24 protein-coding genes and 1 pseudogene are annotated in these 18,578 nt (G+C 44.3%); 7 read left to right on the plus strand and 18 right to left on the minus strand.

What is annotated here, in order from left to right:
• Positions 1 to 71: 71 nt before the first annotated feature.
• The 3 genes from copZ to DP120_RS03645 all read right to left on the minus strand — a co-directional run bounded on the left by copZ (position 72) and on the right by DP120_RS03645 (position 1,544).
• A complete protein-coding gene (gene copZ, locus DP120_RS03635; protein ID WP_112221903.1) occupies positions 72 to 275 on the minus strand; it encodes a copper chaperone CopZ in 204 nt (67 codons plus the stop codon).
• A 77-nt stretch (positions 276 to 352) separates the two neighbouring features.
• Complete coding sequence (locus DP120_RS03640) at positions 353 to 640, minus strand: metal-sensitive transcriptional regulator (RefSeq protein ID WP_112221904.1); 288 nt, start codon at positions 638 to 640, stop codon at positions 353 to 355.
• A 145-nt stretch (positions 641 to 785) separates the two neighbouring features.
• Entirely contained in the window at positions 786 to 1,544 is a 759-nt protein-coding gene (locus DP120_RS03645) for an MBL fold metallo-hydrolase (RefSeq protein WP_112221906.1), read from the minus strand.
• A 117-nt stretch (positions 1,545 to 1,661) separates the two neighbouring features.
• Between DP120_RS03645 and DP120_RS03650 the strand changes: the two genes are divergently transcribed.
• A complete protein-coding gene (locus tag DP120_RS03650) occupies positions 1,662 to 2,072 on the plus strand; it encodes an Lrp/AsnC family transcriptional regulator (protein WP_112221908.1) in 411 nt (136 codons plus the stop codon).
• A 58-nt stretch (positions 2,073 to 2,130) separates the two neighbouring features.
• Here the strand turns inward: DP120_RS03650 and DP120_RS03655 are convergent, their stop codons facing one another.
• Positions 2,131 to 4,059 carry a fructose-1,6-bisphosphatase gene (locus DP120_RS03655; protein WP_112222331.1) on the minus strand — a complete coding sequence of 643 codons (1,929 nt, stop codon included), beginning with the start codon at positions 4,057 to 4,059 and terminating at the stop codon, positions 2,131 to 2,133.
• A 245-nt stretch (positions 4,060 to 4,304) separates the two neighbouring features.
• Here DP120_RS03655 and DP120_RS03660 point away from each other — a divergent pair, with 245 nt between their 5' ends.
• The 3 genes from DP120_RS03660 (at position 4,305) to DP120_RS03670 (ending at position 6,327) form a co-directional block, all read left to right on the plus strand.
• Entirely contained in the window at positions 4,305 to 5,150 is an 846-nt protein-coding gene (locus DP120_RS03660; protein ID WP_112221910.1) for an STAS domain-containing protein, read from the plus strand.
• A gap of 327 nt (positions 5,151 to 5,477) precedes the next feature.
• Positions 5,478 to 5,837: a GNAT family N-acetyltransferase gene (locus DP120_RS03665; RefSeq protein WP_112221912.1), complete on the plus strand. Its 360-nt coding sequence runs from the start codon at positions 5,478 to 5,480 to the stop codon at positions 5,835 to 5,837.
• Between the two features lie 85 nt (positions 5,838 to 5,922).
• Positions 5,923 to 6,327 (plus strand): hypothetical protein, encoded by a 405-nt coding sequence (locus DP120_RS03670; protein WP_112221914.1) that lies wholly within the window; start codon positions 5,923 to 5,925, stop codon positions 6,325 to 6,327.
• A gap of 102 nt (positions 6,328 to 6,429) precedes the next feature.
• Here the strand turns inward: DP120_RS03670 and DP120_RS03675 are convergent, their stop codons facing one another.
• From DP120_RS03675 to DP120_RS03725, 11 genes are all read right to left on the minus strand, one after another.
• Entirely contained in the window at positions 6,430 to 6,708 is a 279-nt protein-coding gene (locus DP120_RS03675) for an adhesin (RefSeq protein ID WP_112221916.1), read from the minus strand.
• A gap of 49 nt (positions 6,709 to 6,757) precedes the next feature.
• Positions 6,758 to 8,530 (minus strand): arsenical pump-driving ATPase, encoded by a 1,773-nt coding sequence (gene arsA / locus DP120_RS03680; RefSeq protein ID WP_112221918.1) that lies wholly within the window; start codon positions 8,528 to 8,530, stop codon positions 6,758 to 6,760.
• Positions 8,531 to 8,543: 13 nt separating this feature from the next.
• The gene (gene arsD / locus DP120_RS03685) at positions 8,544 to 8,903 is read right to left on the minus strand and encodes an arsenite efflux transporter metallochaperone ArsD (RefSeq protein WP_112221920.1); all 360 of its coding nucleotides are present in this window, start codon (positions 8,901 to 8,903) and stop codon (positions 8,544 to 8,546) included.
• A gap of 27 nt (positions 8,904 to 8,930) precedes the next feature.
• Positions 8,931 to 9,350, minus strand: coding sequence for an arsenate reductase (thioredoxin) (gene arsC / locus DP120_RS03690; RefSeq protein WP_112221922.1), 420 nt, complete (start codon positions 9,348 to 9,350; stop codon positions 8,931 to 8,933).
• A gap of 45 nt (positions 9,351 to 9,395) precedes the next feature.
• Positions 9,396 to 9,746 carry an ArsR/SmtB family transcription factor gene (locus DP120_RS03695; protein ID WP_112221924.1) on the minus strand — a complete coding sequence of 117 codons (351 nt, stop codon included), beginning with the start codon at positions 9,744 to 9,746 and terminating at the stop codon, positions 9,396 to 9,398.
• Positions 9,747 to 9,926: 180 nt separating this feature from the next.
• Positions 9,927 to 10,769 carry an alpha/beta fold hydrolase gene (locus DP120_RS03700; protein WP_112221926.1) on the minus strand — a complete coding sequence of 281 codons (843 nt, stop codon included), beginning with the start codon at positions 10,767 to 10,769 and terminating at the stop codon, positions 9,927 to 9,929.
• A gap of 12 nt (positions 10,770 to 10,781) precedes the next feature.
• Positions 10,782 to 11,846, minus strand: coding sequence for a DmpA family aminopeptidase (locus DP120_RS03705; protein WP_112221927.1), 1,065 nt, complete (start codon positions 11,844 to 11,846; stop codon positions 10,782 to 10,784).
• Positions 11,847 to 11,906: 60 nt separating this feature from the next.
• Positions 11,907 to 12,413, minus strand: a complete 507-nt coding sequence (locus tag DP120_RS03710) for a kinase (protein ID WP_112221928.1) — start codon at positions 12,411 to 12,413, stop codon at positions 11,907 to 11,909.
• A gap of 19 nt (positions 12,414 to 12,432) precedes the next feature.
• Entirely contained in the window at positions 12,433 to 12,984 is a 552-nt protein-coding gene (locus tag DP120_RS03715) for a 2'-5' RNA ligase family protein (protein ID WP_112221929.1), read from the minus strand.
• 27 nt (positions 12,985 to 13,011) lie between these two features.
• On the minus strand, positions 13,012 to 14,013 hold the full coding sequence (locus DP120_RS03720) for a S66 family peptidase (RefSeq protein ID WP_112221930.1): 1,002 nt from the start codon (positions 14,011 to 14,013) through the stop codon (positions 13,012 to 13,014).
• A gap of 47 nt (positions 14,014 to 14,060) precedes the next feature.
• Complete coding sequence (locus DP120_RS03725) at positions 14,061 to 14,594, minus strand: hypothetical protein (protein WP_112221931.1); 534 nt, start codon at positions 14,592 to 14,594, stop codon at positions 14,061 to 14,063.
• A gap of 102 nt (positions 14,595 to 14,696) precedes the next feature.
• Between DP120_RS03725 and DP120_RS03730 the strand changes: the two genes are divergently transcribed.
• Complete coding sequence (locus DP120_RS03730; RefSeq protein WP_112221933.1) at positions 14,697 to 15,236, plus strand: short-chain dehydrogenase; 540 nt, start codon at positions 14,697 to 14,699, stop codon at positions 15,234 to 15,236.
• 468 nt (positions 15,237 to 15,704) lie between these two features.
• Here DP120_RS03730 and DP120_RS03735 read toward each other — a convergent pair whose 3' ends face one another.
• Together DP120_RS03735 and DP120_RS03740 are read right to left on the minus strand one after the other, a co-directional pair.
• Positions 15,705 to 16,010 (minus strand): hypothetical protein, encoded by a 306-nt coding sequence (locus DP120_RS03735; RefSeq protein ID WP_240611959.1) that lies wholly within the window; start codon positions 16,008 to 16,010, stop codon positions 15,705 to 15,707.
• Positions 16,010 to 16,213 carry a helix-turn-helix transcriptional regulator gene (locus DP120_RS03740; RefSeq protein ID WP_112221935.1) on the minus strand — a complete coding sequence of 68 codons (204 nt, stop codon included), beginning with the start codon at positions 16,211 to 16,213 and terminating at the stop codon, positions 16,010 to 16,012. The genes DP120_RS03735 and DP120_RS03740 overlap by 1 nt, the downstream gene beginning before the upstream one ends.
• 329 nt (positions 16,214 to 16,542) lie before the next feature.
• Here DP120_RS03740 and DP120_RS03745 point away from each other — a divergent pair, with 329 nt between their 5' ends.
• Positions 16,543 to 16,998, plus strand: a complete 456-nt coding sequence (locus DP120_RS03745; RefSeq protein WP_112221937.1) for a GNAT family N-acetyltransferase — start codon at positions 16,543 to 16,545, stop codon at positions 16,996 to 16,998.
• 56 nt (positions 16,999 to 17,054) lie between these two features.
• Here the strand turns inward: DP120_RS03745 and DP120_RS03750 are convergent, their stop codons facing one another.
• Positions 17,055 to 17,522, minus strand: a complete 468-nt coding sequence (locus tag DP120_RS03750; protein ID WP_112221938.1) for a GNAT family N-acetyltransferase — start codon at positions 17,520 to 17,522, stop codon at positions 17,055 to 17,057.
• A gap of 216 nt (positions 17,523 to 17,738) precedes the next feature.
• Between DP120_RS03750 and DP120_RS03755 the strand changes: the two are divergent.
• Positions 17,739 to 18,563 (plus strand): annotated as a pseudogene (locus tag DP120_RS03755) (alpha/beta fold hydrolase).
• The last annotated feature ends 15 nt before the right edge of the window (positions 18,564 to 18,578 follow it).

Below are 18,578 nucleotides of genomic sequence, written 5' to 3' on the forward strand. Positions count from 1 at the left end.
GATTCTCTCCTCCTCCCTATACTATATGGGGGTATATTCCGCTTAAAAGAGAAGAGTGCTAAAGAGCACCCTTATACTACGTCGTATCCTTGGTCTTCGATTGTTTCTTTGATTTCACCAAGTGATGTTTTGCTGTCATCGTAATTTACGGCAACCTGGCCGTTCTCAAGATCCACTTTCACTGTCGAAACGCCTTGAAGTTCGCCTACACTCGATTCAACTGCATTTACGCAATGTGCGCAAGACATACCTTCTACTTTTAATGTTTCATTCATTGTAATTCCTCCTCTTATGCTATTTTCTTAAGCTTAATATACCTTCTTAGGGTATATCAACCTTTTTGTTTCCTTTTTTACTTCGTCATCGTCTTCATGACATCCATCAATTCGTTGATTGCTTCTTCGCCTTTATTGTCTTTAATCGCTTTTGCCACGCAGTGATGTGTATGATCTTCCAATAAAGCCAGCGACACTTTGTTCATAGCCGATTGGATCGCGCTGACCTGGTGAAGGATGTCTACACAATAGCGGTCGTTCTCGACCATTTGATGGACTCCGCGAACCTGCCCTTCAATCCGTTTTAACCGGTTCAAAAGCTGCTGTTTGTTTGGCTGTACTGTTGATTTCATTATTTTTTCCATTATTTGAACCTCCCGATTCAACATACCCTATACCCGTATCATAAATGATTCATAAATGGAGGTCAATATTATTGCTTATAAAAAACCTCGAAATTCAGAGCTCTGAATTTCAAGGTTTACATTTATAGAAGCTTGTTATTTTCTATTAAAAACTGTAGCTTTCCCCATCATCCGGGACTGAAAGTTTCGCAGAAAACCCTTTTTCTTCTGCGAAATCTTTCAGTTCTTTACGGGATAAGGTCCAGTGATTAACTGCTTCCATATGTACAGCAATGATTTCCGCATTTGGTGCAGCTTCATGTACAGCCAAAACATCCTCTTTCCCCATCACCAGCGAACCGCCTTCCAAAAATTGATTGTCCCCAGCGTTTACAACGATCACTTCAGGATTATGGACATCAATCACTTTTTGCACGGCATCATACCAAACTGTATCTCCGGCTACATATAAAGTCTTTTCATCCGCATGTTCAAAAACTACGCCTGAAACCAATCCGGCAAGTTTAAGAACTTCGCCTCTGCCGTGTTCCCCGTCGGTTATCGTAAGACGGATGTCTTCAAACACAGTATCTTTCTGAAGAACTTCGACTTTGGAAAAACCGGCTTTCCGTATTTGTTGTGCATCTTCTTCATTCTGGGTAAATAATTTCACATCTTTCGGCACAGCCTCTTTTGCAGCATCATCCCAGTGATCCAAGTGTAAATGAGTGACAATCACGGCATCTGCATCGACAATATCATCAATGGAAACCGGCAAATCGTACAGCGGATTATTTTGATCCTGCCGTGCGGAATTCGGAAAAGGCGGATATACTCCTTTTTCCGCCAGGAATGGATCGATTAAAAACTTTTTCCCTGCATAGTTGACTGTTAATGTAGCATTTCGGATATGATGAATATTCATTTGAACAATCCCTCCATTTTTTATTATGATTCAGTATATACCCGCAGTGGTCCTGAATTACATAGCTTCGATAAAGTCTTTTAGCCATTTCACTTTATTTATGAAAGGAATTGAAAAATCTTGGATAACACAGATCTCCGGATTTTGGACGAACTCTCAAAAAACAGCCGCATATCGATGAAAGAACTGGGTGAAAAAATTCACTTAAGCGGACCTGCAGCTTCAGCCCGTGTTGAAAAGCTGGAAGACAGCGGAATCATCGAAAGCTATACGATTAAGGTCAATCAACAGAATTTGGGCTACCCCATTCATGCCATGATCAGCATTCTGACCAGCAGCAAAGATCACGCTCCCTATTTAACGTTTTTGAAAACACAAACTGATTTTGTCATCAACAACTATAAAATCAGTGGAGACAGCTGCTATCTTCTTGAATGCAAATTCCCTTCCAATGAAGTATTGGACGAATTTCTTATCAATTTGAATACCCATGTAAATTATAAATTATCGCTTGTCATCGCCAAATGACCTGGCGCGATAAAAACAGCCCCCGTACACTTCAACTGTGTACGGGGGCTGTTTCTTTTTACATATACCGGTGTTTCCGTAGCGAGTTCAAATTCGAGATTTCCTGTGAAAGCTTCTCACCGATATTCGTTTCCCTCACCATTTGGCGCTCCAGTTCCTTATCCACCAGCCGCTTCACTGAAAGGACATCGGTTTCATTGCTCAGCACTTCTTCTTTTGAATTGAATTTTTGATGGGCGACAAGCTGCATGCCATAGGAATTGTATAGCAGCGTATAGCCGGCAATGCCTGTCGTCGATTGATAGGCTTTGGAAAAACCGCCATCGATGACAATCATCTTGCCGTTGGCTTTGATCGGATTCTCACCGTCGATTTCCTTCACCGGTGTATGGCCATTGATGATGCGGCCATGTTCGGGATCGAGATCAAATTCAGCGAGCATCTTGCCGCACATTTCCTCATCTTCCCGCAAATAATAATAAGGATTTTTACGTTCCTTATGCGTTTCTTTTTCTTTAATGAAGTAACGTTCAAACGTCGTCATTTCCCGTTTGCCGAATAATGACGAGTTCTCGCCGGTCCACAGGTACCATACCATGTCAGTCGCAAAGTCATCCGTTTCGTCAGGGTTGGCGAAAGCATGGCGGAGATAATGTTCAAAGACGTCCAGCAAGTCACGGCCTGCGTAGATTTTGCCTTCGATTTCCATCTTCTTCATGTCGCCGTTTTCCTCCAGCGGGATGCAGCCGTGGATCAGCAGATTGCCGTTGTACTGCAAATAAAGGCTGCCTTTTTTCATCAGGAAGTTCATATGACGCGCAAGTTTCTCGGAATGCTGAATCGAAAACAGCAATTTGTCCATCACTTGCTGTTCTTCTTCCAGCAAACGGTCCGGCTGTTCCGGATCAATCGTCGCGAAACAGGTATTCTCAAGAGCATAGGTTATGCCGTGGATTGTCGCAGTTTTGTTCTTATAATCAACTTTCTCGAGCAGCAGCCGGTCTTCCATTGCAAAGCACTGACGCCGTTTGATGATCGGACTTTCCAGTTTGAATTGGATCATCGAAATCGCCTGATGAATCTTGGTGATTTGCAGCTGTTCCTGCTCCGTCAGCGTTTCATCTGAAATCCGCTTCGGCCGGAAAACCGGGTTGTCGTCGTAATATTTCTCCGCAAGGTTCAGCAGCGGACGAAGATTGATGCCATAAACGTCTTCGATAATGTCCAGGTTATTGTAACGGGCACAAATCCGAATGATGTTCGCCAAGCATACTTTCGAGCCGGCAAACGCACCGATCCATAATGCGTCATGATTGCCCCACTGAATATCGACCGAATGGTAATCAATTAACGTATCGACAATTTTATGCGGATCCGGTCCCCGGTCGTAAATATCACCGACTACATGCAGATGGTCGACCACCAAACGCTGCGTCGTATATGCGAGACCGATAATCAACTTATCTGCCTGTCCAAGTGCGATGACCTGATCGACCATTTTGGCGTAATAGTCCTTTTTATTCGTGAATTCGTCTGTCTTGTACAGCAGCTCTTCAACAATATAGACAAATTGCTTCGGCAGCGCCCGGCGCAGTTTCGACCGCGTGTACTTCGACGAAGCATAAGCCACCAGCTTCAGCATGCGCTCGATGATTTCTATGTACCATTCCCGCAGCTCCTGTTTGCTGCTGAAGTTACTTTTGATCAATTGCAATTTCTCTTCCGGATAATAAACCAGCGTGGCAAATTCGTTCAATTCCTTTTCCTGCAATTCATCCTTGAAAAGATCCCGGATTTTCACTTTCACATTGCCGGAACCGTTGCGCAGCACATGCTGGAACGCCTGATACTCGCCGTGCAAATCGCTGACAAAATGCTCTGTCCCTTTCGGCAGATCCAGGATTGCTTCAAGATTGATGATTTCAGTTGCCACTTTTTCCTCGCTGTCGTATTTCTGCGCCAATAAATCCAGATATTTTGAATCCACCATTGGAATATCCCCTTTCGAAATCCGTCTGCTATTTATAATCATGAAAAGCCTGTCCCATTTCAGTGCAGGCAATCAATAAAAGAAAGTTTCTCTATCTCCAGTCTATAGCAGTTGGCGGGAAGGCTCTAGTGTAAAGTGCACCCTTAGTCTTGACTGACAAAACATATTTCCTATAGGGTTAAAGATAGAGAAATCGAAAAGTTCTGCCAAAGAGCCATTGTTAATGAGGAGGAAATCCATAAATGCAGGAAACGAAAAGAGTATCCACTCACGATTCATTGAAGGCGGTCTCTTATAAACTGTTTGAAGTGATCAGCGATGAGCTGGATGTGAATACCGCTTATGTGGCGCAAAAAGGTTCGAAGGCTATGAAAGTGATCAGTTCGTTCAATAAAGATCATTTCATCGTTCCGGAAGGCTTTCAGGTCACTTACGATGGATCGCATTGCCGCCTGATCATCCAAAATGATGAGGGAGTTATGCATACAAATAATCTGGGTTCGTTCAATTTAACGAAAGACATGGAAGTGACCGAACAACTGAAAGTCAAAGGCTACCTCGGAGTGACATTACGCGACTACTACGGGAATATTTTCGGCACTTTGTGCGTCATGGACAAGGAAGAAAAAGATTTTACTGATAAAGACATTCATTTTTTAAAGAATATGGCCGAGGTGCTGTCCTATATCATTCATTTGGACAACACGATTGCAGATATCGATTTGCTCAGTGTACCAATCATTCCGATAAAAAAAGGGCTGGCAATACTTTCGCTGCAAGGTAATATCAATGAGGAACGCTCACAAAAGATTTTGGAAGATACCCTCAGTTATGCGGCAAAAAACAGCAGCGAATCTTTCATTATTGATTTATCTCAGATTGTCCTGCTGGAAAACCGTTTTCCAGATGTGTTGAGGAACCTGGTGCTCGGCTTGAATATCATGGGCATTAAAGTCATGATGACCGGACTGCCGCCGTGGCTTGTCAAAATGCAGGAAGTCCGCGACCACCTGACGGACCTTCAAACGGAGTATGTGGTTGATATTGAATCGGCATTAAATAATATAGGGTACACCTTAGAAAAATAAGAACAGTAATTTAATGATATAAAATTATCTTAACAAGCAAAAATAGAGCCTTTTTATTTTACTTTGCCTAACATTCTGTTTATTATGTACTTGTAAGGTAATAAACAATTTTTTACATCAACCCAATCCATTATAAAAGACAGTCCAGAACTTTTCTTGACTGCTCTCATATTAATCAGGTCGAGTATTCCAGACAATAGAGCTGGCAATAACGCCAAAAAGAATGTTCCATTCTTTTTGGCGTTTTTTTATTTTCTCAACTGATACAAATTGACTTCCGGTCGCATAACACGAGGAAGAATACAGAAGAGTCGGGAGGATTCACAGATGTTAGTTAAGTACAAAAAGGCGAATAGAATTGTCGCCATGGGACTCCTGTCTTTAACGGCAAGTCAATATGGAATTGACGATCTGCGGCGTATTATCCAAACGTACGAAGAAGATCCAAAATGGCAATTGTATCTTTGGAAAGAGCAGGACGATTTCCTGGGAATGGTCGGAATAGAGCTGGATGAATATACGTTTACCGTTCACCATGCTTCTGTTATCCCTTCTTATCAGAACGAAGGCATAGGCCACAGAATGATAGAAAATTTACAGCAATTGCATGAACCGCTTGCCATGTGTTCTTCGTCCCTGACGAAAGACTTCATGGCGAAATGCTGGAATTCGTTTTACCCAATTTGAAACCACTCCATCTTTGATCGAAATAAATAAATTGAAATAAATAAATTCATATAACGGAAATTTCCGAGGAGAGGAAAGAAGCAATATGGAAAACTTAGAAGCAGCACTAAAGTCAGAAGTCGAAAAAGTAGGAAGTCTTTTTCATGCAGAAACTGATTATCAATCCGGAAAAGTTATCGTTAAGAAAAACAGAACCTTGGAAATTTCTATGTACAGCAATTGCTTTACCTGCACACTTGATCACGACATTTCGTTTGAAGATTTTTCAGCAACGGGAACAGCTTTCAATAAAGCGGAAATAATGCTGCTTCCTGAAGAATACCCGGCATTCACTTATGCTTTAAGCAATCATTCTATTCCCTTCCCACCCCATTTCCGCCAGTGGCTGAACGTAAACCCTCATCTCATCAGCATTTGCCTGGAGACGACTGAATCCCCTGAACACTTTGCAAACCGTCTTTCGACAGCATTGAATGTTCTTGAAGTATAGATCAATATAATTAAGGTTTTATATCTGCAGACAAAAAGAAGCGAATTGCTCCGATTGAGCAATTTCGCTTCTTTTTAATGTGAAAAAATTAAATTGTAACTTTTAGCAGCCAGCTGGCGCCCCAATCATCACCAGACCGGATTGTTCGCCTTGTTCTTCAAAGTCCAACGTCAAGCTCTCTGCCGCATCTTTCGCTTCCGGTGCAATGGCCATCCGGATTCCGTTGATATCGGTCATTTCATCCGCTGCTTCCGGCGCATCCAATGACAGGCCGATTTGCGGTCCGCAGCAGCCTGCTACAGCATAGATGCGCAGGCTTTCTGCATTCTGTTCTTCCAGAATGGACTCGATATATTGTTTTGCTTCATTAGTAATCATCATTTGTCTCATCTCTCCTTTTGCTGGTTAAAGTCAATAATACATTGGAATTTTATAAGCTGAATTCCTTCAATTGTTCGTAGCCGATTTTCTCTTCATGCAGCCATGGAATGACTGCGCATTTTGATGCCAATTCGTTGTTCACTTCAGCGATCCATTTTGTCTCCGAGCTGGCGCGTCCTCGGAGGACAGGATCTGTCGTATCCGTGGCAGCCAGGCTTTGGTTGATGACCCACCATTTCGGGTCGATGCCGGCACGTTTCAGATCTTCCTGAAGGCGCGTGGCTTCAAGAACCGGTGTCGCTTCAGCCAATGTCACGATGACAACGCCGGTTTCTTCCGGATTGCGCAAACGCGGCAGAAGTTTTTTGACATTTTCCGGCACGTCGCCTGTCGAACGGCTCATCTCTTTATGATAGGCTTCCGTTGAATCCAGCAATAGGAGCGTGTGGCCTGTCGGCGCTGTATCGATTACGACGATTTCGTTCTCTGACTTTTCCACGACCGCGGCAAATGCCTGAAACAGCGCAATTTCTTCGGTACATGGCGATTCCAGATCTTCCTGCAAATAAGCCAGCTCTTCTGCCGACAGCCCGCTCCCTGCAGTTTCAAGGACCGCCTTTTTATAGCGTTCCACTTCAATTTCCGGGTTGATGCTGCTGATCGACAAATTGTCCTGTGCGTCACTTCCCTGGAATGTATATGCCAGGTGCGCCGCCGGATCGGTCGTCGTCAAATGGACGCGATTGCCTTTTTCTGACAAGCCGACCGCAATGGCGGAAGCAATAGACGTTTTGCCGACGCCGCCTTTACCCATCGTAAAAATGACGCGTGTATTTTTTTCTGAGAAATCATCGATAAGCTGATTCAAACCTGGCAGTTCATCCATCTTCACCGATGGTTCCTCTATGACTGATGCTGAAACAGCCGATGAACTGAATAGATAGCGGAGATTCCCGATGCCTGTCAGCGAGTACGAAACGAATGGCAATGAATACGCCATTATCTGCTTTAAAGCTTGAGGTGTTTTATTCAAAGCGGCTCGCTGGCGATTATAGAACGCGGTGGACACTCTGTCTTCTGCCCGGTGCGTCTGCAACAGCCCATTGATGATGAGCAATTGGTTATCGATGCCGATCGCTTTCAATTCTGCAGAAGCACGGTCCGCTTCAAGCAAGGATGAATTATCGGGACGGGCGACCAATAACAATGTTGTTTTCTCACGATCAGCCAGTGATGCAACGGCTTTGCCGTACATTTCTTTTTTTCCTTCCAGGCCCGCGAGCGGACCCAGACAGGAAGCGCCATGTGTACTTTCTTCCAAAAACCCGCTCCATGCTGTCGGCAGTTGCAAAAGGCGAAGCGTATGGCCGGTCGGTGCCGTATCAAATAAAACATGATCGTATTGATCAAGAATTTTTTCATCAGCCAATAGATGCGAAAACTCATCGAATGCCGCAATCTCCACAGTGCAGGCACCAGATAATTGCTCTTCCATCGTCGCCAGCACAGCATCTGGCAATTTTCCTCGGTAAGGACCCACCACATTTTCCTTATAGATGCGAGCCGATTCTTCCGGATCGATATTGCAGGCGTACAAGTTAGGAACTGCGGAAATCGCTCTCGGCTCATTCGTCAGCTCCACTTCCAGCACATCCTGCAAATTGGATGCGGGATCGGTACTGACAAGCAGCACTTTTTTCCCCTGGTCAGCAAGTGCAACCGCAGTTGCGCAGGCCGTCGATGTTTTGCCGACACCACCTTTACCGGTGAAAAACAGGAACGGCGTCAATTGCATTTTTTTCGGATTGAACAATGAATGCATCAAATTCTCTCCTTTATTTGCCAAACTCTACTGATACGCGAACCCGAGGCTTTTCCTGCAATTCAGAAGGCGCAGTGCCGAACCATTCAGCCAATTCCTCATTTGTCGGATAGTGGGCTGTTTTAACAATCTCACCATCAAGCAGGACGAGCGGAAGCGCATCCGGCCCTCCATCTGCCAATGCCTGGTTTACCGTTTGATTTTCCACAAACGCACTCGTATCATTGCTGAGGTTAAAACGTTCAATTTGAAAACCTTTTTTCTCCAGTGAGTAAACGGCAGAAGCAATGCGTGTCAGTTCCGGGTCGACGACAGGTCCGCAGACGCCCGTGGAGCAGCACATTGCCGGATCAAAGATTTCTACTTTCTTCATATTGTTTCCTCCTCTATTCGGAACTTCTTACTTGCCTGTTTCAGCGAACTCACGGATGCGTGCGCCGATTTCGTCACGGACGTTCTGGAATACCGTCCATTTCTCTTCCTCCGTGCCTTCCGCTTTTGCCGGATCGGTAAAGCCCCAGTGATCTCGTTTAACTTGCGGCGGTGTCATCGGGCATTTATCGGCAGCGTCTCCGCATAAAGTCACGACGAAATCTGCGTTATTCAAGATTTCAGTATCGATGATATCCGAAGTCTGCTCTGAAATGTCGATATCCACTTCGTTCATCGCCTTCACCGCGTTCGGGTTCAAGCCGTGCGCTTCAATTCCCGCGCTCAATACTTGCCATTCGTCTCCAAGAATCTGTTTCCCCCAGCCTTCTGCCATCTGGCTGCGGCATGAATTTCCTGTGCATAGAAAGTACAATGTTTTTTTCGTCATATTAAAAACTCCTCAGTATTTTAGATTTTTTGCCGTGCCACTTCTTTAATTACAGCTGATGCGCAGCCCCTGTTTCTCCAGGTCTTTGAGCCGCTCGTCCTGGCTCGGGATGAATTCCAGGATATGCAAGACCATCTCGTACGTCTCGCTGTCCTTATTCAATGAATAAAAAATCCACTGGCCGCGCCGTTGCTCTTTCACCAACCCGACATCCCGCAGTTTCCGCAAATGCTGGCTGATGGCCGACTGGCTGATCTGGAAGATTTCCACGAATTCGCAAACGCAGCAATCGTTCTTTTCCAGCAGCTTCATCATGGCAAGCCGTGTTTTATCGCCCAATAATTTTAGGACCATACCGGCTTTCTCGATTTCGACTTCTTTTACTGTTGCTTCCATCTTCTGTTTCACCTCGTTCGTTACAGGGTTATTTTTTATATAGATGGCTATTATTACCGAAACTAAAAACAGCATATCAGTATATGCTTATATGTTCAAGTCGCTATTCGAAGGGTGAGTCTATGGCAATAGAAAAAAGCCGCTCGTCTATATGCGGCCATTCCATTAATCTTGTTCTGTTTATAACTGTGCTGTAAACGATTGATAGATCTCACTGAACCGCTCCGCTTCCTCTAGGAACGGGTAATGATTGCTGTCATCGAAGACTGCCAGAGTGGAGCCCGGTATCAATTCGTTCATTTCCACCGAATATTCGAGCGGGCATTGCACATCATGCTTTCCGCACATGATCAAGGTCGGTGCTGTTATCAGCCCCAATTTTCTTGTGACATCAAACACATGCAGTTCCCTGCTGAAGAAATTGAGCCGCACAGCTGACAGTTCTTTTCGGATATCATTCGCAAAATAATCATCGTAATTCTCCGGATTCGCCAAAGAGAGTTTCGTCCGCTGTATCTTTAGACTGCTCTTTTCCTCTGCCGACAAACCGGGTTGTTTCAGGTTTTCCATCAGCTCCTGCATCTTTTCAAATTGAGGGTGTTGTTCGTTATAAATGCAGTTCTTTGAAAATGTCATGTATTCCCTGGCCGCTGCGCCGACGATTACATTAAAGCTGAGTTTTTCAGAAAAATAAATGCCATATACAACGCCCAGCATACCGCCGGTCGAATGCCCGGCAAAGCCCCATTTATCAAATTCCAATGCTTCACGGATCGCTTCCAGGTCAAGCACCGATTCAAGCAAACTGAGTTGATAGGGATGAACGGCCTTAGCGGAATTTCCCGCCTCTCTCAAATTGATCAGAAACACCTGGTTCGTCTTCGTAAAAGCATCTGCAAAGGAATCGCCGGTTTCATTGAACTCGGAATAATGGTGAGTGACGCATAAGGGGCGGCCTTCACCTTTTGTAAACACTTCAAATTCACCGCGGGTTGTGGTGATCAAGTTTTGGTTCCATTTCATAAAAACGCTCCCTCACACTAACGATACGTCAATCTTCTCAATCAAGTCTTTGAACGCCGGTCTTTTATTGCCATCGCGGCCGATAATTTCCTCTGCGGTTACCAGTGAATTCAATACGGCCTCTTCCGTCGCTTCACCTATCGCGCGAAAAGCGGTGTCCATATCTTCTTCGTGGAGTTGCGGAATTGCCAGAAGCTGTTCCGGTTTTTCATGTGGTACGCGGGTAGCGTTTGAGAAGCCAATGACGATTTCTCCGCTGCCGTCGGTGATGATGGAACCGGTTCTGGATAAGCCAGTAACTGCCCTTTTTAGTATCCGGTTTAATTGGCGTTCGGATACCGGCAAATCGGTTGCGACGATAACCATGACGGAGCCTTTATCTTCCTCCTTGTAGGATTCGAGAAGAGCTTCCTTCAATTCCTCTCCAACCGCTTTGCCCTGAACAAGCAGATCGGTGAGAATACCGAAATTCGACAGTACAAGTACGCCGATTGTATATTTGCCGTGGCTCATTTCCATGATCCGGGATGCGGAACCGATTCCGCCTTTCAGTGAATAGCACAGCATACCGGTCCCCGCTCCGACTGCTCCTTCTGTGAAATCAGATGAAGTATTTTGGAGTGCCTCGAGAACATGTTCCCGTTTCACGAATTTCGCGCGGATATCATTCAAGAACATATCATTGCATTCGCCGATAACCGCGTTCACCGTTCCGGTCGTGCGGCCGATTTCAGGGTTCTGCTCCAGCATGTAGTCGACCAGCGTATCGGCAGCTGTTCCGACAGCCAGCGTATTCGTCAAAAGAATCGGCGTCTCCAATGTACCGAGTTCCCTCATTTGAATCGTCCCCATCGTTTTGCCGAAACCGTTGATGACATGGCTCGAAGCTATCAGTTTCTCTTTGAAGATATTCCCTTGATGCGGCAGGATGGCTGTGACACCTGTCTGGCTGTTCCCTTCGCTGAGCGTCACATGCCCGACTGTTACACCTTCCACATCGGTGATGGCGTTTCGCGGCCCCGTTTCAAGCCGTCCAATCACCACTCCGTAATCGCGTATCCGTTTTTGGTTGAACATGTTATCGGCTCCTTTGAGTTTAAGTTCTTACAATTCAGCTGCTTCTATGCAAATAGCGCGTTACACTTTTACCTCGCTGCAAATCAAATCCAAAATATCTTCCTCTGTCATTTCTTCCGTCAACATCTTTTCACCTGCTATGCCGAGACAATCTTTTGGCCGCCACCATGCTCTCAATGATTCTTCCCCAAATGCATCGGCAAGGGGACGCGACTGATGGCGCTCGATTGTCTTTTCGAAAGGCAAATCGAAATAATACACATCAGCATTGCCATCATAAAACCGGATCAAGTCCATCAGCATTTCCCCATAACGTTCTTTCACCAAAATCCCTTCCAGAATAACAACCTCACATTTGCCTTTGCCGTACTCGGTGATCTGCCGGATGAGCTCCAGTGATAGATTTCCTTTCCTGTCGCGGACGCCCAGCATATCCCGCCGCACCACATCCTGCGACACCAAAAGCGTGCCGTCCCCAAAATGGTCCTGCAGGCTTTTGGCTATCGTGGTTTTGCCGCTTCCGGAATTTCCCCGTAGGATAATTAGCTTAGTTTCGATTGGAATCAGACCTTTCTCCCGAAAAATTTTACCCGTTCAAACGCTTGGAATAAATTATCGGCGCATCTATTATGCCGTCCTTTTCTTCGAGCAGTTTAATTAATGCAATTTCGGTAACTTTTCCATGCAAAGTTTGCTGTCTCTCCAAGCAAAACTTAAAAGCCTGGGACAGTTTTTCATTGCTTACCTTATTTGCCAAGGTACAGTGAGGAATCCATTCCCCCGGTAAATAGTATGTATTGGCAGTGCTGTTGAAATCATGAAAATGTTCATGATGGTGTGTATGAAAATCCGACAGCTCTTTTGTCAATGTCGGTGACAAGAACAGGGTTTTATAATTGAGGAAAGTACCAATCGCATTGAATGTTATGCCGAAACTGCGTTTGCCTAGATAGAAATCATCCATCAAACGAATAAAATCATGTTCAGCCAATTCCGAGTAGCTGCCCAGCGTAAGATGCGGTCTGCCGTCTTTTATTTCTTTCCCGTAAAAGGATATATTATTGTCGCTCAGCCCTTTCCAAATCTCTTCAATCCGCTGTTCCGTTTTCTCATCGAATAAAGCGACTATCCAGTACATGATTTTCCTCCTCTTTAAACCCCAGTTCTACTCGATCCACTCCTCCATCAACTGGACTTTTTTATTCGTTGCATCCATTTTGACAGTCCGCCCGATCGGCATTGTCAGCATCGGATGCGTATGGGCACAGTCGAAGTCGACGAGGATCGGAATATCCGAATCACCCAGCACTTCCAGCAGGATTTCGTATGGTTTCCGTCCGGTTCCTTCATCATCAAACAGTTCGTGCTTGCCCAACAGAATTCCAGCTATCCGGTCAAAAACGCCATTCAGCTTCAATAAATTAAAGTTCTTTTCAACTGTGGATGCCGTTTTCATGGAATCTTCTAGAAACAGGATGTCGCCAGTTTCGATTGCCGGCATGTAAGGGCTGCCCCAAAATCCGGTCATCGTATTCAAGTTCCCGCCCATCAATCTGCCGGTCGCATCTCCTTCATTCACACAAAGCCAATTATTCTTCCTCTGTTCCTTCTCTTGAGTTTTCACTTCCCAATTCACCGGTTCGTCCGACCAATAAGACGGCAACGGAACATCGAAAGGAGTTTCTTGCTCTTCGATTAATATCTTTGAGAAGTAATCATATGTATGGTGGACAAACGGCTCATGTTCACCGAATGAAGGCACCAGGGCCGGCCCGTAAAACGTCGGGACTCCAGTCTTTGCGTAGATGGCCAGCAATACCGCTGTCGCATCGGAGTAGCCGATCATGATTTTTGGATTCCTCGCAAATGCTTCGTAATCTATGTATGGCAGGAGCGCATTCGAGTTCGTGCCGCCAATGGTCGACATGATGCATTTAATCTCCGGATTTCTGATGAGCTCGTTCAACTCTTCAGCCCGTTCCTGAATCGTGCCCGAGCGGTAAAAATCGCGTTTCCCCGTCAGGCTGCCTTCTATTATCTCAAAGCCTTTCGCTTCCAAAAAAATTTTGGCACGTCCGGAACGTACGGGAGAGGAATGGGTTATAGGAGAAGAAGGCGAATAAATGCCGATTTTGTCTCCCTTTTTTAAACGGTTTAATAAGGTCATGATTGTATTAGCTCCTTCTTCTTTTTTTGCGGGTGTTGCTAGATTCTCTATATTTCCACCAATTCTTTCGCCGTTCTCCTTTGCAGAAGTTCATCGATCATCCAAAAAATTATTGCGCTGATAACCGGAAGAACCCACAATTCACCTATCAGCAGCACGCCAAATCCAAAATGCACGAATCCTGCCGCTGCCATGCGGTGTGGGTAACGCGCCGAGAGCCAATCCGATAACAGTGAAGCCGGCAGCCCGTAAACAAGAAAATAAAAAAGTGTGATGGAAAAAACGAGTATACTATATCCAAACGGGTCTCCAGATCCCAAAAAGCCATTAAAATTCGTTAAATATCCAGACAGCAGCACCGGCACAAATAGAATCAACACTGTAAACACAACTGTCCCACTCACTGCGGCTATGAACTTTCTCCACATCCGCTCTTTCGTGAATAAATCATTGCCAAATGGCAGAAAAAAGAACAGCATGGCGGATATAAAGATAATTTTTAGGTATGAGGGCGTTTCTGAAACCATGACCAGAAATGAAAAAATCGAGAATGCCGCGATTTTGAAAAACAGTTGTTTCATTTGAATTCTCCTTTTTTCTTTAATCATACCTCATTAATTCCCTTTTACTGGCTATAAATTTAAAATAATCTCATTATTCTGTTCAGCAAAGGACTGATTCTTATGAAACATGCATTAGTGATCGGCGGCACCGGCATGCTTGCCCAGGCTTCTGTCTGGTTGTCGCAAAATGGATACTGCGTTTCGGTGATTGGCCGCAATCCCGAAAAGATGCAGCAGCTGATTGAAAAGAATCCGGAAGGAATAATTCCGGTGCCGGTCGATTACAAGGACACCGAAAAACTAGCTGAGCAGTTATCCCATATTCAGCAAAAGAATGGTCCGATTCATTTGGTGCTTGCCTGGGTCCACTCAGATGGGCCAGACGTGATCCCGTGTTTGATCGATTCTCTGCCGCGAAACTCCGAATGGAAATTAATCCATGTCAACGGCAGCAGTTCCAACCTCGAAGAAATAAAAGCTCGAGTTCCAGTACCAGCAAATGTCCATTACCATCAAATCCAGCTCGGATTTAAGCTGGAAAACGACACTTCCCGCTGGCTGACACATGATGAGATTTCGGCTGGCGTCATAGAAGCGATGCGGGAAGAGAAATCGCAATACGTTGTTGGGACGCTTAGTCCCTGGGAGAGCCGACCTTAAGTTCTGAATGGAAAAACATTCGCCACGGCGAATGTTCCTGGGATGGTCTCCGCCGGGCGGAAACCATCCGATCATTCTATGTTTTTTGCGTTATTCTATGATATTCAGCGATATTTGAGCGCGGAATCCAGTCGTATTTCCAGTTACTTGGATATACTGTCCATTGGAAGGCGAATACTGTCCGTTAGACATGAAATACTGTCCATTAGAACGAAAATACTGTCCATTACGTTTTGAGGAGAAAATTCAGCAGTCTCCAGAAGCCGATTTTGATTAATATTATGGGTTATTCTAAACCCAATTCCCAGTTATTTGGATATACTTTCCGAAACTACTCAAATACTTTCTTTTCTACCTTAAATACTTTCCAAATGGGCCCGAATACTTTCCAAAATGGCTCAAATACTTTCCATTTCAAAAAGGAGAGAAGAACTGCATGCCACAGTTCTTCTCTCCTTTTATGTTTCATTAATATTTTAAGCTATAGTAGAACGTTGAACCCGTCCAGCCGAACATATGGATTAGCAGTAGAATGCCCAATAGCTGAGCTGCCCCCAGTTGGAAACCGAAAATCACCAGTGCAAATAAAATATATATGGCTGCCAATGAGATTTTCCAAGCACTTGCGAAAGATTTGGTGGTGATGATTTCGTATCTTTCATCCAACCCTCTGTTTTCAGCCGCTTTTTTGCGTCCCCACCATAAACCGAAAAGTCCGATTAAAGCACCTAGCACCAAACCTAAAAATCCCAATAGTTGATTCACATCCATCATCATTCACTCTCCTTTTCAAAAATAAATACATCTTCAATCGTGAGCCCGAACAGTTTGGATATTTTGTAAGCAAGTTCCAGAGAAGGTTTATACCGCCCGTTTTCAATCGAAATAATTGTCTGCCTTGAAACTCCCAGTTTTTCTGCGAACTGTTCCTGGGTCCAGCCAGAAGAAGTTCTTAGTTCTTTGATTCGATGTTCCATATCTCACCCCTCCAAGTAAAGCTAGCTTTACGTAAAGTATACTTCACTTATTTTAATTTGTAAAGCGTGCTTTACATAAAAAATTCCTCCTTCTTTATGTATAGTTCAACTGCAGTAAAAATTTATACCTTCTCTTCACTTCAGCAGTACTTGGGAAAGGCTAGCGTAAGTGCTATAGTCGTATTGGATGGATTTTCCAGCCAGGCACCAGATAGTTAAGGAGGCGTTCATTATGACAAACAAGAATATCGTTAACATCCATGGATACAAGGGGTCAGCGCCGAATTGACTTTCTATTTCGCGTTCCCCGACAATCGAAAGGGGAAAAAATGATGACAGAAAATGTGAAAATTATCGAATTGAACTCAGAAAACTGGTACGACTGCTGCAATCTCGGTGTATCAGACGAACAAAAGAATTACATGGAACCTAACGCTGTCTCAATTGCTCAGTCAAAATTCGAGTCCAGCTTGAAACCATATGCCATTTACTCAGACGACAAAGTGGTCGGTTTTTTGATGTATAACTCTGTACCGGAAGAACTTGGCGGTTACTGGATTTATAGAATCATGGTTGATCGGGCTTTCCAAGGCCGAGGCATTGGAAAAGCAGCAAGCAAATTGATGATGGCTGAAATGACCAAGTCATTGCATGCCCAAAAGATAGTGGTCGGTTATCATCCCGAAAACACTGGAGCACATCAATTGTACGCCAGCCTTGGCTTTGTGGATAATGGAGACCGGTTCGGCAAGGAAATGGCCGTTGTAAAAAACTTAGCAGAGTAATTTTGAAAACAAAAAAGGACCTTTTTAAGGGTCCTTTTCCTTTACCTAATTTCGCATTAAATCTGCTTCCCCATCGCAATAGATGATGGCTGGTAACCCAATTTCTCATAAACTCTTTGGGCACCAGGATTATTGCCGAAAACATTCAATCCCATTGAAGTGACGCCGGCACTTTTCACAGTTTCCTCTAATTCTTTCAGTACCAGGCTTGCGAATCCTCTTTTTCTGAACGCTTCATGAATCAAGATGTGGTAGATGTAGGCTTTATTGCTTTCAGTTTGGATATTGTACCAAATCACGCCGATATTCTTTTCGTCTGCAAGCGAATAAATATTGCAGATGTACTGATCAGCTGAGTTTTGCTTGTCCGGAAATAAAGTCTCCATTACATTCTTCGATTCTTCCAAAGCCTTTTCCACTGGAATCATAAAATTGTCGGATAAGTCTTTTGCGTAATCCGGGATAAAATATTCCATGTATTGATCAAATTCTTCCCCGTCCATTTTCATCAGCTGTGTTTTCACAATTTCACTCCCAAGCTTAAATCACTTTTTAACATTCTCTCACACTTATCCGTTTCTATGGGCTTAATGACGATGTTCCGGAGTCTCTTCTTGTGGTGCCGGCCCTTGTTTTAAACTTTCGATTTCTTCATTGCAGTGGAAGAAATCCATATAAAGTTTACTTATCTTATGCGAAGGGCATTTAAAGGAAGAATAGACACTGAGGAGGAATAAGTAGTGGGACATTATATCCAAGTTGAGAAAGATGTTAAGATTTATGCTGAAGATATCGGTTCAGGGCAACCGGTTGTATTTTTGCATGGCTGGCCGCTGAACAGCAAGGCCTTCGAAGCACAGGTGAGTGAACTAGCATTAAATGGCTTCCGCTTTATCGGCATCGATTTGCGTGGCTACGGAAAATCGGACAAGCCTTGGAGCGGTTATGATTATGATACTGCAGCAAGTGACGTCAAAGCAGTTGTTGACCATTTAGGGCTTGAGAACTTTGTGCTTGCCGGCTTTTCGATGGGCGGACCCATTGCAATCCGCTATATTACAAAATATGGTCAGCAGAATATCAATAAACTATGGCTATTGGCTGCAGCTGCTCCATTGTTCACACAACGGGAGGACTTCAAGATAAATTTGAAAACCGAAGAAGTCGATGACATCATCAAACAACTTAAAGAAGACCGCCCGGCTTTCCTCTCAGATTTTGCAGATATGTTTTTCGAACAGAAAAAGTCACCGGAATTCATTCATTGGTTCCAGTTATTGGGCCTCGAAGCAGGTGCCCATTCAACCATCAATTCAGCAATTGCCTTGCGCGATGAAGATTTACGCGGGGAACTTGCGGGCATCACTGTTCCTACGGCCATTTTCCATGGCAAAAAAGACTAGATTTGCTCATATGAATTAGGTGAACTCCTTGAAAAAGAAATCCCTAATTCTGTATTAGTGCCGTTCGATTACAGCGGACATGGCATGAACGGCGATGAGCCTGAAAGGTTCAATACAGAAATGATCCGTTTCCTTAAAAGTACGGGTGTAAAGAGTGAATAAGTAATAAATCACTAA

The organism is Planococcus halotolerans (genome assembly GCF_003289955.1).
In the GTDB taxonomy this organism is placed as follows: domain Bacteria; phylum Bacillota; class Bacilli; order Bacillales_A; family Planococcaceae; genus Planococcus; species Planococcus halotolerans.